This window comes from Neisseria sp. Dent CA1/247, assembly GCF_022870825.1.
In the GTDB taxonomy this organism is placed as follows: Bacteria; Pseudomonadota; Gammaproteobacteria; order Burkholderiales; family Neisseriaceae; genus Neisseria; species Neisseria zoodegmatis.
In genome coordinates, this window is sequence record NZ_CP091522.1 from 681,553 (window position 1) to 695,005 (window position 13,453).

The 13,453-nt window shown below is 52.5% G+C and carries 12 protein-coding genes, 2 tRNA genes and 1 pseudogene; 9 read left to right on the top strand and 6 right to left on the bottom strand.

The window, feature by feature from the left end; translation table 11 throughout:
* Positions 1–35 precede the first annotated feature (35 nt).
* The 6 genes from LVJ85_RS03305 to LVJ85_RS03330 form a co-directional block, all read right to left on the bottom strand.
* Complete coding sequence (locus tag LVJ85_RS03305) at positions 36–536, bottom strand: hypothetical protein (protein ID WP_244741450.1); 501 nt, start codon at positions 534–536, stop codon at positions 36–38.
* A 32-nt stretch (positions 537–568) separates the two neighbouring features.
* Positions 569–1,177 (bottom strand): RdgB/HAM1 family non-canonical purine NTP pyrophosphatase, encoded by a 609-nt coding sequence (gene rdgB, locus LVJ85_RS03310; RefSeq protein WP_244741452.1) that lies wholly within the window; start codon positions 1,175–1,177, stop codon positions 569–571.
* Positions 1,170–1,421: an NGO_0222 family membrane protein gene (locus LVJ85_RS03315; RefSeq protein WP_085362754.1), complete on the bottom strand. Its 252-nt coding sequence runs from the start codon at positions 1,419–1,421 to the stop codon at positions 1,170–1,172. The genes rdgB and LVJ85_RS03315 overlap by 8 nt, the downstream gene beginning before the upstream one ends.
* Before the next feature lie 398 nt (positions 1,422–1,819).
* Positions 1,820–1,896, bottom strand: a tRNA-Asp gene (locus LVJ85_RS03320).
* Positions 1,897–1,908: 12 nt separating this feature from the next.
* Positions 1,909–1,984 (bottom strand) — tRNA-Val (locus tag LVJ85_RS03325).
* Between the two features lie 56 nt (positions 1,985–2,040).
* Positions 2,041–4,032 carry a cation:proton antiporter gene (locus LVJ85_RS03330; RefSeq protein WP_244741455.1) on the bottom strand — a complete coding sequence of 664 codons (1,992 nt, stop codon included), beginning with the start codon at positions 4,030–4,032 and terminating at the stop codon, positions 2,041–2,043.
* A gap of 165 nt (positions 4,033–4,197) precedes the next feature.
* Between LVJ85_RS03330 and LVJ85_RS03335 the strand changes: the two genes are divergently transcribed.
* The 9 genes and pseudogenes from LVJ85_RS03335 to LVJ85_RS03375 all read left to right on the top strand — a co-directional run bounded on the left by LVJ85_RS03335 (position 4,198) and on the right by LVJ85_RS03375 (position 13,365).
* Positions 4,198–4,497 (top strand): hypothetical protein, encoded by a 300-nt coding sequence (locus tag LVJ85_RS03335; RefSeq protein ID WP_244741457.1) that lies wholly within the window; start codon positions 4,198–4,200, stop codon positions 4,495–4,497.
* A gap of 5 nt (positions 4,498–4,502) precedes the next feature.
* Positions 4,503–5,762: a transcription termination factor Rho gene (rho, locus tag LVJ85_RS03340; RefSeq protein ID WP_085362756.1), complete on the top strand. Its 1,260-nt coding sequence runs from the start codon at positions 4,503–4,505 to the stop codon at positions 5,760–5,762.
* A gap of 284 nt (positions 5,763–6,046) precedes the next feature.
* A complete protein-coding gene (locus LVJ85_RS03345) occupies positions 6,047–7,171 on the top strand; it encodes an ABC transporter substrate-binding protein (protein WP_004284127.1) in 1,125 nt (374 codons plus the stop codon).
* A 123-nt stretch (positions 7,172–7,294) separates the two neighbouring features.
* Positions 7,295–8,368, top strand: coding sequence for an iron ABC transporter permease (locus LVJ85_RS03350; RefSeq protein WP_004285444.1), 1,074 nt, complete (start codon positions 7,295–7,297; stop codon positions 8,366–8,368).
* 11 nt (positions 8,369–8,379) lie between these two features.
* A pseudogene (locus tag LVJ85_RS03355) lies at positions 8,380–9,611 on the top strand (ABC transporter substrate-binding protein).
* 12 nt (positions 9,612–9,623) lie between these two features.
* Complete coding sequence (locus LVJ85_RS03360; RefSeq protein WP_085362759.1) at positions 9,624–10,391, top strand: ABC transporter ATP-binding protein; 768 nt, start codon at positions 9,624–9,626, stop codon at positions 10,389–10,391.
* Positions 10,392–10,462: 71 nt separating this feature from the next.
* On the top strand, positions 10,463–10,891 hold the full coding sequence (locus tag LVJ85_RS03365) for a pseudoazurin (protein ID WP_244741459.1): 429 nt from the start codon (positions 10,463–10,465) through the stop codon (positions 10,889–10,891).
* A gap of 69 nt (positions 10,892–10,960) precedes the next feature.
* The gene (locus LVJ85_RS03370; protein ID WP_244741461.1) at positions 10,961–11,803 is read left to right on the top strand and encodes a RimK family alpha-L-glutamate ligase; all 843 of its coding nucleotides are present in this window, start codon (positions 10,961–10,963) and stop codon (positions 11,801–11,803) included.
* A gap of 212 nt (positions 11,804–12,015) precedes the next feature.
* On the top strand, positions 12,016–13,365 hold the full coding sequence (locus LVJ85_RS03375; protein ID WP_244742986.1) for a deoxyguanosinetriphosphate triphosphohydrolase: 1,350 nt from the start codon (positions 12,016–12,018) through the stop codon (positions 13,363–13,365).
* Positions 13,366–13,453 lie beyond the last annotated feature (88 nt).

Here is a 13,453-nt window from a genome sequence, read left to right on the forward strand (position 1 = left end):
GAATATGGGGTTTTCAGACGGCCTCATTAAAAATATTACGAAGCCACTTTTCGAATGAGCTTACTAAATAAAGTCGGTTTTAGACATAAGGCCAGCCCGCAAATCATGGTTATGCCGTTGTACATAATGGCTCGTGAAGAAACGATGCTTGTGCCGATTGAGTCCGTAGCCACAAAGGCATAGTAAAGATCGATGCTCAAATTGGCTAGAGCCGGAACGGCCATCCATATCCCCATCAAAACCAAACCGGTGTTTAACCACAGGGCAGGGTTTTGAAGTACGTTTACTTTCTCTTCGCTGTGTACGGGCAAAACTTTTTCGGCAATGCGCGGTGCAAATTTCCACAATAGTCCCCATACGGCAATCCAAACAAAGAAAAGCACTATTTCCAGCAAGAGCAGATAAACGGCATCTTCCTCCCGTAAAATAATTTCTACATGCGCTAATATTGAAGAAAAAGAAACGCCTACAAAGCGCAAAAACGAATAAAAAATCAGTAAACGGATAACGATAGTAGTAATTTGCTTCGGAGTCATAATAAGTTTTCAGACGGCCTGTTTTTATAGTTTTATGGATTGTCGGGATACAGTAAATGGATTTTCTTTTTCAATTCAATCAACGCCAATCCGCGGTGGCTGATGCGGTTTTTGGTATCGGGGTCAAGTTCGGCCGCGGTGCAGCCTAATTCAGGCAGATAAAAATGCGGGTCGTAGCCGAAGCCGTTTTCCCCCACCGCCTGCTGCCGCCAAACGCCGCGCCAGATGCCTTCGGCAATAATCGGCTGCGGATCGTTTTCATGGCGCACCAAAACCAGCACGCAAACGTAATAGCAGCTTTGATCGGCCTTGTCGGCCAGTTCGGCAGACAATTTGGCATTGTTGGCGGCATCAGATTTCGGGTGTTCGCCGGCAAAGCGTGCCGAATAAATACCGGGCGCACCGTCCAAAGCGGGCACGCAGATACCGCTGTCGTCGGCCAATGCCGGTTTGCCGCTGTGTTTGCAGGCATGGCGCGCTTTGGCGATGGCGTTTTCGATAAAGGTAACGTGCGGTTCGGGGCATTCGGGCACGTTGAATGCAGATTGCGGCAGCACTTCGATATGGCGGCCTGCAAACCAGCGGGTAAATTCTTTGAGCTTGCCGGCATTGCCGCTGGCCAAAACGATTTGCTTAAACATGTTTGTTTTCCTGTTGTTCCGCCTGCATACGCGCGGCTTGGATGGCTTTGTTCCGCGCAACTTGGCGGATATAGAGAGCGAGACAGGCAATCTGACCGAAGACGGCGGCAAACGCGAATAAAAAGCTGGCGACGGCAAACTGTTTGCTTTCAATCGAGAGCAGCCAGCTTCCCAGCAGCACTAGAGCCATGAATAGCAAGGTAAAAAAGGCAATGCCGAGCAGATAGGTTTTGCGGGCGTTCATAAGCGTTGGAGATGGTTTATAGAAAGCGGGCATTATAGCGGATGAAGGGAGGGAAGGTATGCTTTTGATGTGCGGTGGGATTGTTCAATAGAAATATGATGTGATAGATGAAATTTTATAGAGCACTCATATTAATATGCTGTGAAGAATAGCTTATTTGCGGTGTTGATAGAGCTTAAGGATTGAGGCCGTCTGAAAATAGTTTTTCAGACGGCCTCATTTTTATGATGTAGGCAAACGGTCAAGTGAGTTAATACGCACGATTTAAATATCTGTTCACGATTTAAATATTTGTCGAAGCAGTCGGCTAAATGTTAGAAAGCGGCAATTGCCCATGTCTGAAATGAGGCTAAAAAACAAAACAGCACAGAAAAATCTGTGCTGTTTTGTTAAATATTTGGCGGAGTGGACGGGGCTCGAACCCGCGACCCCCGGCGTGACAGGCCGGTATTCTAACCAACTGAACTACCACTCCGCACAAGAAACTTGGTGGGTGATGACGGAGTCGAACCGCCGACATTCTGCTTGTAAGGCAGACGCTCTACCAACTGAGCTAATCACCCGTGTCGTTGCGAGAACGTGATTAAACCAAATCTCAGTCTGTGGTGCAAGTGTTTTTTTAAGGAAATGTCGAGTTTCCTTGTAGGCACCAGTTTTCAAAAGAAATTATTTTTTCTTTGTGTCCGGCAACAATCAAGATGTCGTTGGGTTCAAACAGGAAATCTTCTTCAAAATCTTGAATGCGGTGCGTGTGCCGGCGTACAAACAGTAATTTGATATTCAATTGATGCAGGGGCAGGGCATCGGTATGTTTGCCGACGATATAGGCTTCGTTTGTCAGGGCAAACGCATGGCGGACGATGTGGCTGTTTTCATCGTCGACGTTTTCGGAATCATCGCTGCCGCTGAATAAATCCGACACCATGGCATAGCGGCTGCGGCGGATGTTCAAAATAATTTGGGAAACTTTCTGATAGGGCAGGCCGAATTGCAAAAGTGCGTACGAAGCCAAGGCAAGGCTGGTTTCTTTGGTGTCTGACACCACTTCTTCGGCGCCGATTTGGGTAAATTTTTGCAGATAATCATCGCTGATGGCGCGCACATATACCGGCATGGTGGGGCGCGCACTCATAATGTTGTTGAGCACATGCTGGGTTTCGTGCATGTTGTTGAGGGTAATGATAACCATACTGGCTCGGCTCAGGCCGGCGGCTTCGAGCACTTCGCGCCGCTTGGCATCGCCGAAAGAAACGGGTTCGCCGGCGCTGCGGGCAACGCGTACGCGCTCGGCATCGAGGTCAAGTGCGTAATAGGGGATGTTTTCCGCCGCCAAGATACGGCCGATGGTTTGGCCGCCGCGGCCGTAGCCGATGATGAGGGCGTGGTTGGATTGGTTCATGGCGGCAATCAGCATGTTTTGCAGATCGACGGCTTTCATATCCCAACTTGATTTCACCCATCTGCCGACCAATTTGTCGCTGCTGTTTAAGATAAAGGGGGCGATGACCATCGAAAGCAGCACGGCGGCGGTGGCGGCTTGTTCCAATTCAAGCGAAACCATGTTGATTTTGCTGGAAATGGCTAAGATCACGAAACCGAATTCCCCGCCTTGAGCCAGATATAAAGCGGCTTTGAGGCTGTCGGCGGTAGAGTGTTTCATGCGGAAGGCGATGATGAAAACGATAAGTGCTTTTAAGACAATCAGCAAGCCGAGCAGCGTCAGCACCAAAGGCCAGCTGTTGATTAAGGCTTGGATGTCGAGCTTCATGCCGACGGTGATGAAGAAGAAGCCGAGCAGAATGTCGCGGAACGGGCGGATGTCGTCTTCAACCTGAAAGCGGTATTCGGTTTCGGAGAGCAGCATACCTGCCACAAATGCGCCCAAAGCCAGCGACAAGCCTTCCAGCTCGGTTAAGTACGCTACGCCGAGCGTGACCAGCAGCACGTTGATCATGAAGAGTTCGGACGATTTGCGTTTGGCGACAAGGCGGAACCACGGCGTCATGATGCGGCTGCCTACGAAAAACAGCACGCCTAAAGTCACAACCATTTTCAGCGCGGCCAGCACCAATTCCAGCCATAAATTACCGCTGTTGCCGCCGGCCAGTGCAGGCAGCAGAATCATCAGCGGCACAACGGCAATATCCTGCATCAGCAACACGCCCATTGCCATTTGGCCGTGGGTTTGCCCCAATTCGGTTTTTTCGGCCAAGATGCGGCTGACGATGGCGGTGGACGACATAGCCAGCGCACCGGCCACGGCAAAGGCCCAGTTAAACGTGGTGCCTGTGGCCATCAAAATTACCATCACAGCGGCGATGGTCAGCACGATTTGCATACCGCCCAGCCCGAATACCAAACGACGCATGGCTTTCAGTTTGGAAAGCGAAAACTCCAAACCGATGCTGAACATCAAAAACACGATGCCGATTTCGCCCAAATAATCGGTGGCTTCGTTTTTCGGAATCAGATGCAGCACGCCGGGGCCGGCCAAAAAGCCGGCCAGCAGATAGCCCAACATAGAAGGAATGTTGTACTTGCGGCAGAAAATCACCGCAATCACGGCAACGAGTAATACGATAACGATGGGGGCGAGGGAAATATGGTGCATGATGGTCGCGATGAAGTAAAACGTTGGGCTGACTGCTCATATGGAAGCGGCAGAATATTTTAATGATAACTAGCAGTTATTATAGCCGTATCGGTGCATGCTGTCGGGAATAAACATCAAAAAATGCAGAGGCCGTCTGAAAAATGCCGACAAAGATTTTCAGGCATGGATATGCCTTATGTTTATGGCGGCGGCAAATGTATGCCGGGTAGGAATGGTGAAGGCAGGTTGCCCGTTTCAGTTTCAGACGGCCTCACCCATGCCCGAAACCCAAGCTTTCCCGCCATAAATCCATTTGACACCTACAATCTAACTCCCTACAATTCAACCCCGACAAGCACCTTGTCGTTCTATTCTGCCGTTCCGGCAATCGAATCTCCGACATATCTTGAATTTCAGACGGCCTTTCGGCACTTTGCCGTCGCAATCAATACTACCTATCTCAATCATTTAATTAAAAATTAATTATCATGCACGTTTCTGAACTACAAACCCAGCACATTTCCAAACTTTTGGAAATGGCAGAACAACACGGCATTGAAAATGCCAACCGCCTGCGCAAACAAGACCTAGTCTTCGCCATCGTGCGCCAACTGATGAAGCAGGGCGAATCCTTTACCTGCTCCGGCACTTTGGAAATCCTGCCCGACGGCTTCGGCTTCTTACGCAGTGCCGACACTTCTTATCTGGCAGGCCCCGACGATATTTACGTTTCACCCAGCCAAATCCGCCGCTTTAACCTGCACACCGGCGACACCATCGAAGGCAGCGTGCGCGTACCCAAAGATAACGAACGCTATTTCGCTCTGGTGCGTTTGGACAGCATCAACGGCGACAAACCCGAAGTCTGCAAACACAAAATCCTCTTTGAAAACTTAACCCCGCTTTTTCCCACCAAACAACTCAAACTCGAGCGCGACATCAAAGCCGAAGAAAACATTACCAGCCGCGCCATCGATCTCGTTTCCCCTATCGGCCGCGGTCAGCGCGCCTTGCTTGTCGCTCCGCCGAAAACCGGTAAAACCGTGATGCTGCAAAACATCGCCCACGCCATTACCGCCAATTATCCCGAAGTTGAACTGATTGTTTTGCTGATTGACGAACGTCCCGAAGAAGTAACCGAAATGTCGCGCAGCGTGCGCGGCGAAGTGGTGTCGTCCACGTTTGACGAGCCGGCCACCCGCCATGTGCAAGTGGCTGAAATGGTGTTGGAAAAAGCCAAACGCATGGTCGAGCATAAAAAAGACGTGGTGATTCTGCTCGATTCGATCACCCGCTTGGCGCGCGCCTACAATACCGTGGTGCCGGCTTCAGGCAAAATCCTGACCGGCGGTGTCGATGCCAATGCGCTGCACCGTCCGAAACGCTTTTTCGGTGCCGCGCGTAATGTGGAAGAGGGCGGATCTTTAACGATTATCGCTACTGCGTTGGTGGAAACCGGCAGCCGTATGGACGATGTGATTTACGAAGAATTTAAAGGTACCGGCAATATGGAACTGCACCTCGACCGCCGTATGTCTGAAAAACGCCTGTTCCCGGCGATTAATATCAACAAATCCGGCACGCGCCGTGAAGAGCTGCTGGTACCGAACGACCAGCTCCAACGTATGTGGCTGCTGCGCAAATTCCTGCATCCGATGGACGAAATCGAAGCCACCGAGTTTTTGGTGGGCAAGCTCAAAGCTTCCAAAGACAACAACGATTTCTTTGAGTTGATGCGCGGTAAATGATCAGTAGTTTTATGTGGAAAAGCTGCCCGAAGGTTTTCGGGCAGCTTTTGTTTGGCCGTTACAAACCTGAGCCGGTGTAAGATGTGAAGAGCAAAATACCTTGTCTAAACAAACATTTGATGAGATTTTGTGTTTGTAGTCTGATGTTGCGGAACTTTTAAAAAGGCCATCCTGTCTGAGCCATCAACAAAAGATTCAGGCCGTCTGAAACTTTTCAGACGGCCTTTATAGCACTCTAAATATGATAATTAAAATCATTAAAATTTATATATAAGGATTATTAAATGAAATTTAATTTTATACCTCAAATCGGTATGCTGGCCTGTGCGTCGGCTTTGATGTTTTCTCCGTTGGCCGCCAGTGCAAAGCCTGTCGAAATCACCGATACGGCAGGGCGTAAGGTGAAGCTTGATTTGCCGGCCAAGCGCATCGTGCTGGGTTTTTATTACCAAGACTATATGGCTGTGGGCGGCAAGAATGCTTTAGATAATGTGGTGGGTTTTTCCAAGGCGGTGTGGTCTGATTGGGCGCCTCCGAGCTGGGCGGCATTCAGTAAGGCTGTGCCTAAGTTGAAACAGCTGGCCGATGTGGGCGAAGTGGAAGTGGGTACTTTTTCGGTGGAGAAAGTGCTGTCGCTGAAGCCGGATTTGCTGATTTTGGCCGACTGGCAATATCAAGGCTTGGGTTCGGATTTAGACAAAATCAAGAAGGCGGGCATTCCGATTGTGGTAATTGACTACAACGCCCAATCGGTTGCCAAGCATATCAAATCAACGGAAATCATCGGCACGATTACAGGGCAGCAGGCGAAAGCGAAAAAGCTGGCGGCCGACTATAAAGCTATTGCCGACAATATTCAGGCAAGAGTGAAAAAAGCCAATCTGCCCAAGCCGAAAGTGTATGTCGAGTTTGGCAACAAAGGCCCGGCCGAACACAGTTTTACGTTTGGCAAGGCTATGTGGGGGCCGATGATTACTTTGGTCGGGGGGAACAATATTTCTGCTTCGGCGGTGGATTTTTATGCGCCTATCAATCCTGAAAAGGTATTGGCGGCCAAGCCCGACGTCATTGTGATTACCGGACGGGAAACCGAACTGAACAAAAACAAAGATGCGTTTGTGTTGGGGTGGAATATTCCGAAAGCCGAGGCGGAACGCCGTTTGAAAGGTTTTGAAAAACGCGCGGGCTGGGCCAGCCTCCCGGCAGTCAAAAACAACCGGGTATACGGTGCTTACCATGCCAATTCGAGAACGCTTTCAGACGGCGCTTCCCTTCAGTTTATGGCCAAAGCGGTTTACCCGCAGCTTTTTGCCGATTTGAATCCGGACAAGACCTATATGGATTTCTACCGCAATAATCTGCCGGTGGTGCCGACCGGGACGTTTTATCTTTATCCCAAAGCAAAATAAGGCCGTCTGAAAAACGACAGTTTCAAACCAAACGGTTTGCCTCCCCTTCCGGTGCGCCTGCGGGTGCATGAGGAAGGGGGTAAATTTATCTTCAAACAACAATATACATAAACGGTTTTCATCATGACCGGAGAAATACCTTCTACAAATCCTTCCCGTGCCGATGCCGGTACGGTTGCCGATATTGTGAGAAACCAGCGTGCCTTGGAGCGCAGGCGCTGGTTGGCGATATTGGCTTTTTTAACCGTCGGCCTTATCGGTTTGGTTCTCGATATTGCCACGGGGCCTTCCATGCTGCCGGTCGGCGAAGTGGTCAAATCTTTGCTGAATATGGAAAGCGCGGACGAAATGAGTAAAGTCATTGTGTACGACCTGCGCCTGCCGATGGCTTTGATGGCATTGGTCGTGGGGGCGGCATTGGGTGTCGGCGGTGCGGAAATACAAACCCTGCTCAACAATCCGATGGCCAGCCCTTATACCTTGGGCTTGGCCGCTGCGGCCGGCTTGGGAGCATCGCTGGTCATCGCTTTCGGCAGTTTCGGCCTGCCTTCGTCGGTGGCCGTGCCGATAGGTGCTTTTGCGATGACTATGTTGGCAGCAACGATATTGTTTCTGTTTGCGTCTATGCGCCGTTTCAATTCCGCCATGTTGGTGTTGGTCGGGATTGCTTTGCTGTTTTTATTCCAGTCGGTGCTTTCGCTGATCCAATACATCGCGGCGCCGGAGATTTCGCAGCAAATCCTGTTTTGGCTGTTTGGCAGTCTGACGAAGGCGACTTGGGAAAACCTTGCCGTAACGGTGTTGGTTACGGCGGTATGTGTGGCTTTGCTTGCCAAAGATGTGTGGAAGCTGACCGCTTTGCGTTTGGGCGAAGAGCGGGCGGCCAGTTTGGGCATCAACCTGCAACGCCTGCGTATCCAAACTTTGGTGTTGGTTGCGGTGATGACGGCAACCGCCATCAGTTTTGTGGGCATCATCGGCTTTATCGGCTTGGTGGCGCCTCATGTGGCGCGGCTGTTGTTGGGCGAAGACCAACGGTTTTTCCTGCCCGGCGCCATGTTGGTCGGAGCGGCGTTTTTGTCGATTGCCTCCGTGCTGTCGAAAGTCATTATTCCCGGAGCGCTGTTTCCGGTCGGCATTGTTACTTCTTTTGTAGGTGTGCCGTTTTTCTTTTGGATTGTATTAACGAAACGATAGGCCGTCTGAATATGAACAAATTGTTTTTGAAACCTTTATTGGCGGGTTTGCTGCTGTGCGCTTCTTTTGCCGCACAGGCGCAAGTGCAGACCATTACCGATGTGCGCGGGCGCGAAGTGAAAGTCGATGTGCCGGCCAAGCGCGTGGTTTTGGGTTTTTATTACCCTGATTATATTGCTGTAACGGGTGCGGAAAATTTCGCCAACGTGGTCGGTATTTCCCGTGAATTTTGGGAGAAGTTCAACCCCGGAAGCTGGGCGCTGTACAGTAGTAAGATGCCGGAGTTGAAAAACATCGGCGATATAGGCAATGTGAGCACCGGCACGTTTTCTTTTGAAAAAACGCTGGCATTGAAACCCGATGTAGTGGTGTTGGCCGATTGGCAATATGAAGCGCTTGCCAATGAAATTCCCCGTTTCGAGCAGGCGGGCATTCCCGTGGTTGTGGTGGACTTTAATGCGCAAACCGTTGAAAAACACGTGGAAAGTGCAAAAGTTTTCGGTGCGATTGCCGATACGCCGGAGCGTGCGCAACGTGTGGCCGGCGAGTATGCGGCGGGAATCGCCGACATTCGGCGCAGAATCAGCGAAGCCGGGCAGCCTAAGCCGAAGATTTATATAGAATTCGGCGACAAAGGTCCGAAAGAACACAGCTACACTTTCGGAAAAAATATGTGGGGCGCGATTGCCGATATTGCCGGGGCGATAATGTGAGCGCACCGTTTGTGAAAGACTGGGGGCCGATCAACCCCGAACAGCTTTTGGTGGCCAAACCCGAAGTGGTGGTGATTTCCGGCACGGAAGTAGGCTTGGGGCAGCCGGATGCCATGGCTATGGGTATCGGCATCAAAGCGGAAGATGCTTTGCAGAGGCTTGCCGGCTTTACCCGGCGTGCAGGATGGGGAGACCTTCCCGCCGTGCAAAACCGGCGCGTGTACGGCATTTACCATACCGCCTCACGTTCCCTCTCCGACTTGGCATCCGCACAATTCATCGCTAAAACACTCTATCCGGAAGCGTTTGCCGACATCCGCCCCGAGCAAACCTATCTGGATTTCCACCGTAAATATCTGCCGGTAACGCCGGAAGGCACGTTTTTCGTCCGCTTGGGTTGTGCAACGCCCGACAGTTGTGCGGATGAGGGCGGTAAAGGTGCCGATGGCGCGGAGCCGGCGGATTCTTCTGCAAACAAACCGCAATCATTTTTTGCCCGCATCAAAGCGTGGTTTCTCGGATTGTTTTAAAGGCCGTCTGAAATGCTGCAACTGGAAAATCTGACCATTAGGCGCGGCAGTCTTACCGTAGCCGACCATATCAGCCTGAATTTGGAACAGGGCAAAGTTTATACCGTGCTGGGTCCCAACGGCGCGGGTAAATCGTCGCTCATCAAAACCGTGTTCGGCGATATACCTTACAGCGGAAGTATCCGTTATAAAAACGATACTTTAAGCAAAACCCACGTACTCAATTGGCGCAAGCGCATCGGCTATATGCCGCAGGACACAGCCGTAGAAGCCTCGCTGACGGCTTTGGAAGTCGTTTTGCTCGGGCGCATGGACGCCCTGCATATGCACATCGGCGACGATTTGCTCGCCGAAGCCGCCGCCATGATGCAGCAGCTCGGCATTGCCCATTTGGCCCACCGCGACGTGATGCTGCTCAGCGGCGGCCAACGGCAGCTGGTGATGTTTGCCCAAGTATTGATGCGCAATCCGGAAATCCTGATGCTTGACGAGCCGGTCAGCGCGCTGGATATGCACCACCAGCTCAACCTGCTCGAACACGTATGCGGCCACACGCGCAACAAGGGCTTGGTTACATTGATGGTTTTGCACGATTTGAGTTTGGCCGCCCAGTTTTCAGACGGCCTGATCTTATTGGGCGAAGGCAAAGTGCAAGGACAAGGCGGGCCGGCCGACGTTTTGCGGGCGGATATCCTCAGCCGCCTTTACCGCGTTGATGTCGAACTGCTTTACGACAGCCGGGGCGCTCCGGTTATCCGGCCGATGCGGAAGGCCGTCTGAAAAGCCTTTACGCCAACCGGATTCTGAATTGCCCCGGCAAACATCCCGAAAACATACCGAAAGGATTCACCATGAAAAAATACCTCTTTCTCTTATTCTTTGCCGCCGGCAGCGCATTTGCTGCCAATCATGAAGTCAAAATGCTGGATAACGGCGCAGACGGCAGCATGGTGTTCGAGCCGGGCTTCTTAAAAGTACAGCCCGGCGACACCGTAACCTTCAAACCCACCAATAAGGGACATTGGGTGCAAAGCAAAGCCCTTCCCAAAGGAGCGAAAGAATTTTTATCCGCCGAGGATAAAGAATTTACCGTCAAACTTGATAAAGAAGGCGTATATGTCTATACCTGCCCGCCCCACCGCACCATGAACATGAACGGCATCATCCAAGTGGGCAAAGCCGCCAACAAAGCCGAGGCGCAGGCCATGGTAGACGAAATGGAACGGCGCTCCATGCAAAACAAAGGCCGTCTGAAAAAATATATGCAGCAAGTAAAATAAACCCGTACCGCACGGCAACCGCCGTGCCGCACACCCTCCGATACTTTTTAGCCGGGGCCGTCTGAATATATGCTCGTTATTACCACCTGCCGCAGCTATCCCCAACCGCCTGAGAGCCTTCTCAAACTCATACCCGAGCTGCGCGGACGCGGCGTATCCGCCCATTTCGACTCCTGGCAAAACCGGCCCGACAGTCCGTTTTTACTGCCTTTGTGCGCATGGGACTATGCCGCCGAGCCGCAGCGGTTCCGCCGATGGCTGCAACAGGCGCAAAGCTCGGGCAGCCGGTTTGTCAATCCGCCGGAGCTGATGCTTTGGAATATGAACAAACATTATTTGTGCGACTTGGCCGCCGCCGGCGCAGACGTTATCCCGACCGAAACCGCCGCGTCGGATGCCGGAGCCGTAACCCGTATCATGCAGCGGCACGGCTGGCATGAAGCCGTATTGAAACCCGCCGTCGGCCAAAGCGGCAAATATGTGGTCAGAATCCGCAGCAGCAGCGAAATCAGAGACTGGCTGCCCTACCGCGAAGGCGTAATCGTACAGCCGTTTATTGCCGACATTGAAACGGCGGGCGAAACCGCTTTAATCTTTTTCAACGGCCGCTTCAGCCACGCAGTGCACCGCCGGCCGCCTGCGGGCGAATGGCGCGCTAACTCCGCCTACGGCGTCCGCATCCTGCCTGCCGAACCGCCGCCGTTTGCCGTAACCGCCGCCGCCCGCGTATTGGCAAGCCTGCCCCAAATGCCGGTTTACGCACGAGTGGACGGTACATTGCTGCCCGAACGCTTCCTGTTGAACGAATTAGAACTCATCGAACCTGCCCTGTATCTCGACACCCGCCCCGAAGCCGTAGCGCATTTTGCCGATGTACTTGCCGCCGTATGCCTGAATGCCGGCACGGCCTGAACCGCGCAAGAGCCAAATGCCCGCCTGCATAACGTGTGCCGTGATAGGGCATCTGTCAGGCCGTCTGAACCATACCGTTCCGACGGCCCGAATATCGATTATCTTGCCTGCAAACATGGCCTGCCAACCGGTTTGGCAGTATCATGGCAAGCCCCGGCCGGATAAAAGCGGCTTCCTTCCAACCCTTATCAAAAGTGAACATTATGCCGAAAATGAATTGGCAGCAATTGCTTTCCACCCAACGCTTCCGCATGAAAGACGGCGAAATCGTGCCGACGGTAACACCGTCCACCCAAGAAGGCGCGGATGCTTTGCGTACCGATTTCCACATCGACTACGACCGCGTGGTGTTTTCCGGCGCGTTCCGACGCTTGGGGCGCAAAACGCAGGTTCACCCGTTTGCCGAACACGACCATACCCACAACCGCCTAACCCACAGCGTGGAAGTCGCCAGCGTGGGGCGCAGCTTGGGCAACCGCGTCGGCGTGATGATGCAGGCGGGCGGTTTTCTGCCGCAGGGCAATACGCCGAGCGACATCGGCGCAGTGGTTCAGGTGGCCTGTTTGGCGCATGATTTGGGCAACCCGCCGTTCGGGCACACCGGCGAAGATGCGCTGCGCGACTGGTTCCGCAATCCCGCACACAGCATTTATCTGCAAACCTTGAGCGAAGGCGAGCGCAACGATGTACAGACTTACGAAGGCAATGCCCACAGCCTGAGGATTCTGGCCAACCTCGAAATGTACCGCAACAAAGGCGGTATGCGTTTAACTGCCGCTACCATCGGCGCCTTGCTGAAATATCCGTGGACGACGCTCGATCCGAACGGCCGCAAAAAATTCAATATCTACCAAACCGAGCTGCCGTTTATCCGCCGCATTGCCGACGAATTGGGACTCATCGAACAAGGTACCGACCGCTGGGCGCGACATCCCTTGTCTTACCTGATGGAAGCCGCCGACGACATTTGCTATGCCTTGCTCGACTTGGAAGACGCGGTGGAAATCGGCTTGTTGGGCGATGCCGAAGTCGAAAGCATTTTGGTCGAACTCACGTTTGTCGAAGCCGCCGGCGCATGGCAGGCGCGCAACAGCCGCCAGCGTTGCGCTATGCTGCGCGGCATGGCCATCGGACGGGCAATTGACGATGTGGCGCAAACTTTTATGAAACATCAGCAAGACTTGCTCAACGGCAGTTTTCAAGGTCGGGATTTATTGGCTTTGTGCAGCCCCGAAGTGCAAAACACTTTGGAGAAAGCCAAAGAGCTGGCGCGGACGAGGATTTTCCGCCACCAAAGCAAGCTGATTACTGAAATTGCCGCCTTCCCGTGCGTCGGCTCGATTCTCGATCTGCTCGTGCCGGCGGCGTATGCGCTGATCACGAAGGGCGAGGTAAGCGTGCGCCAGTCGCTTGCTTTGGAGTTGCTGAAAAACGACGACCCGATCACCGCCGAAGACAGTCTTTATCAGGCTTATATGAAGATTTTGGACTTTGTCGGCGGCATGACCGATAACGCCGCCGCGCGGATGGCAAGGGAAGTATCGGGCATCGGCATGGTGTGATGGATGTACGGTATTGTTTTTCAGACGGCCTCAACAAGGTTGGAGGCCGTCTGAAACATAGGTGTAGGTAGATTGGGAGTTTTACAGG

Coding starts and splice junctions, on each gene's coding strand:
- LVJ85_RS03305 (WP_244741450.1), bottom strand. CDS start 536: ATGACTCCGAAGCAAATTACTACTATCGTTATCCGTTTACTGATTTTT.
- rdgB (WP_244741452.1), bottom strand. CDS start 1,177: ATGTTTAAGCAAATCGTTTTGGCCAGCGGCAATGCCGGCAAGCTCAAA.
- LVJ85_RS03315 (WP_085362754.1), bottom strand. CDS start 1,421: ATGAACGCCCGCAAAACCTATCTGCTCGGCATTGCCTTTTTTACCTTG.
- LVJ85_RS03330 (WP_244741455.1), bottom strand. CDS start 4,032: ATGCACCATATTTCCCTCGCCCCCATCGTTATCGTATTACTCGTTGCC.
- LVJ85_RS03335 (WP_244741457.1), top strand. CDS start 4,198: ATGGATATGCCTTATGTTTATGGCGGCGGCAAATGTATGCCGGGTAGG.
- rho (WP_085362756.1), top strand. CDS start 4,503: ATGCACGTTTCTGAACTACAAACCCAGCACATTTCCAAACTTTTGGAA.
- LVJ85_RS03345 (WP_004284127.1), top strand. CDS start 6,047: ATGAAATTTAATTTTATACCTCAAATCGGTATGCTGGCCTGTGCGTCG.
- LVJ85_RS03350 (WP_004285444.1), top strand. CDS start 7,295: ATGACCGGAGAAATACCTTCTACAAATCCTTCCCGTGCCGATGCCGGT.
- LVJ85_RS03360 (WP_085362759.1), top strand. CDS start 9,624: ATGCTGCAACTGGAAAATCTGACCATTAGGCGCGGCAGTCTTACCGTA.
- LVJ85_RS03365 (WP_244741459.1), top strand. CDS start 10,463: ATGAAAAAATACCTCTTTCTCTTATTCTTTGCCGCCGGCAGCGCATTT.
- LVJ85_RS03370 (WP_244741461.1), top strand. CDS start 10,961: ATGCTCGTTATTACCACCTGCCGCAGCTATCCCCAACCGCCTGAGAGC.
- LVJ85_RS03375 (WP_244742986.1), top strand. CDS start 12,016: ATGAATTGGCAGCAATTGCTTTCCACCCAACGCTTCCGCATGAAAGAC.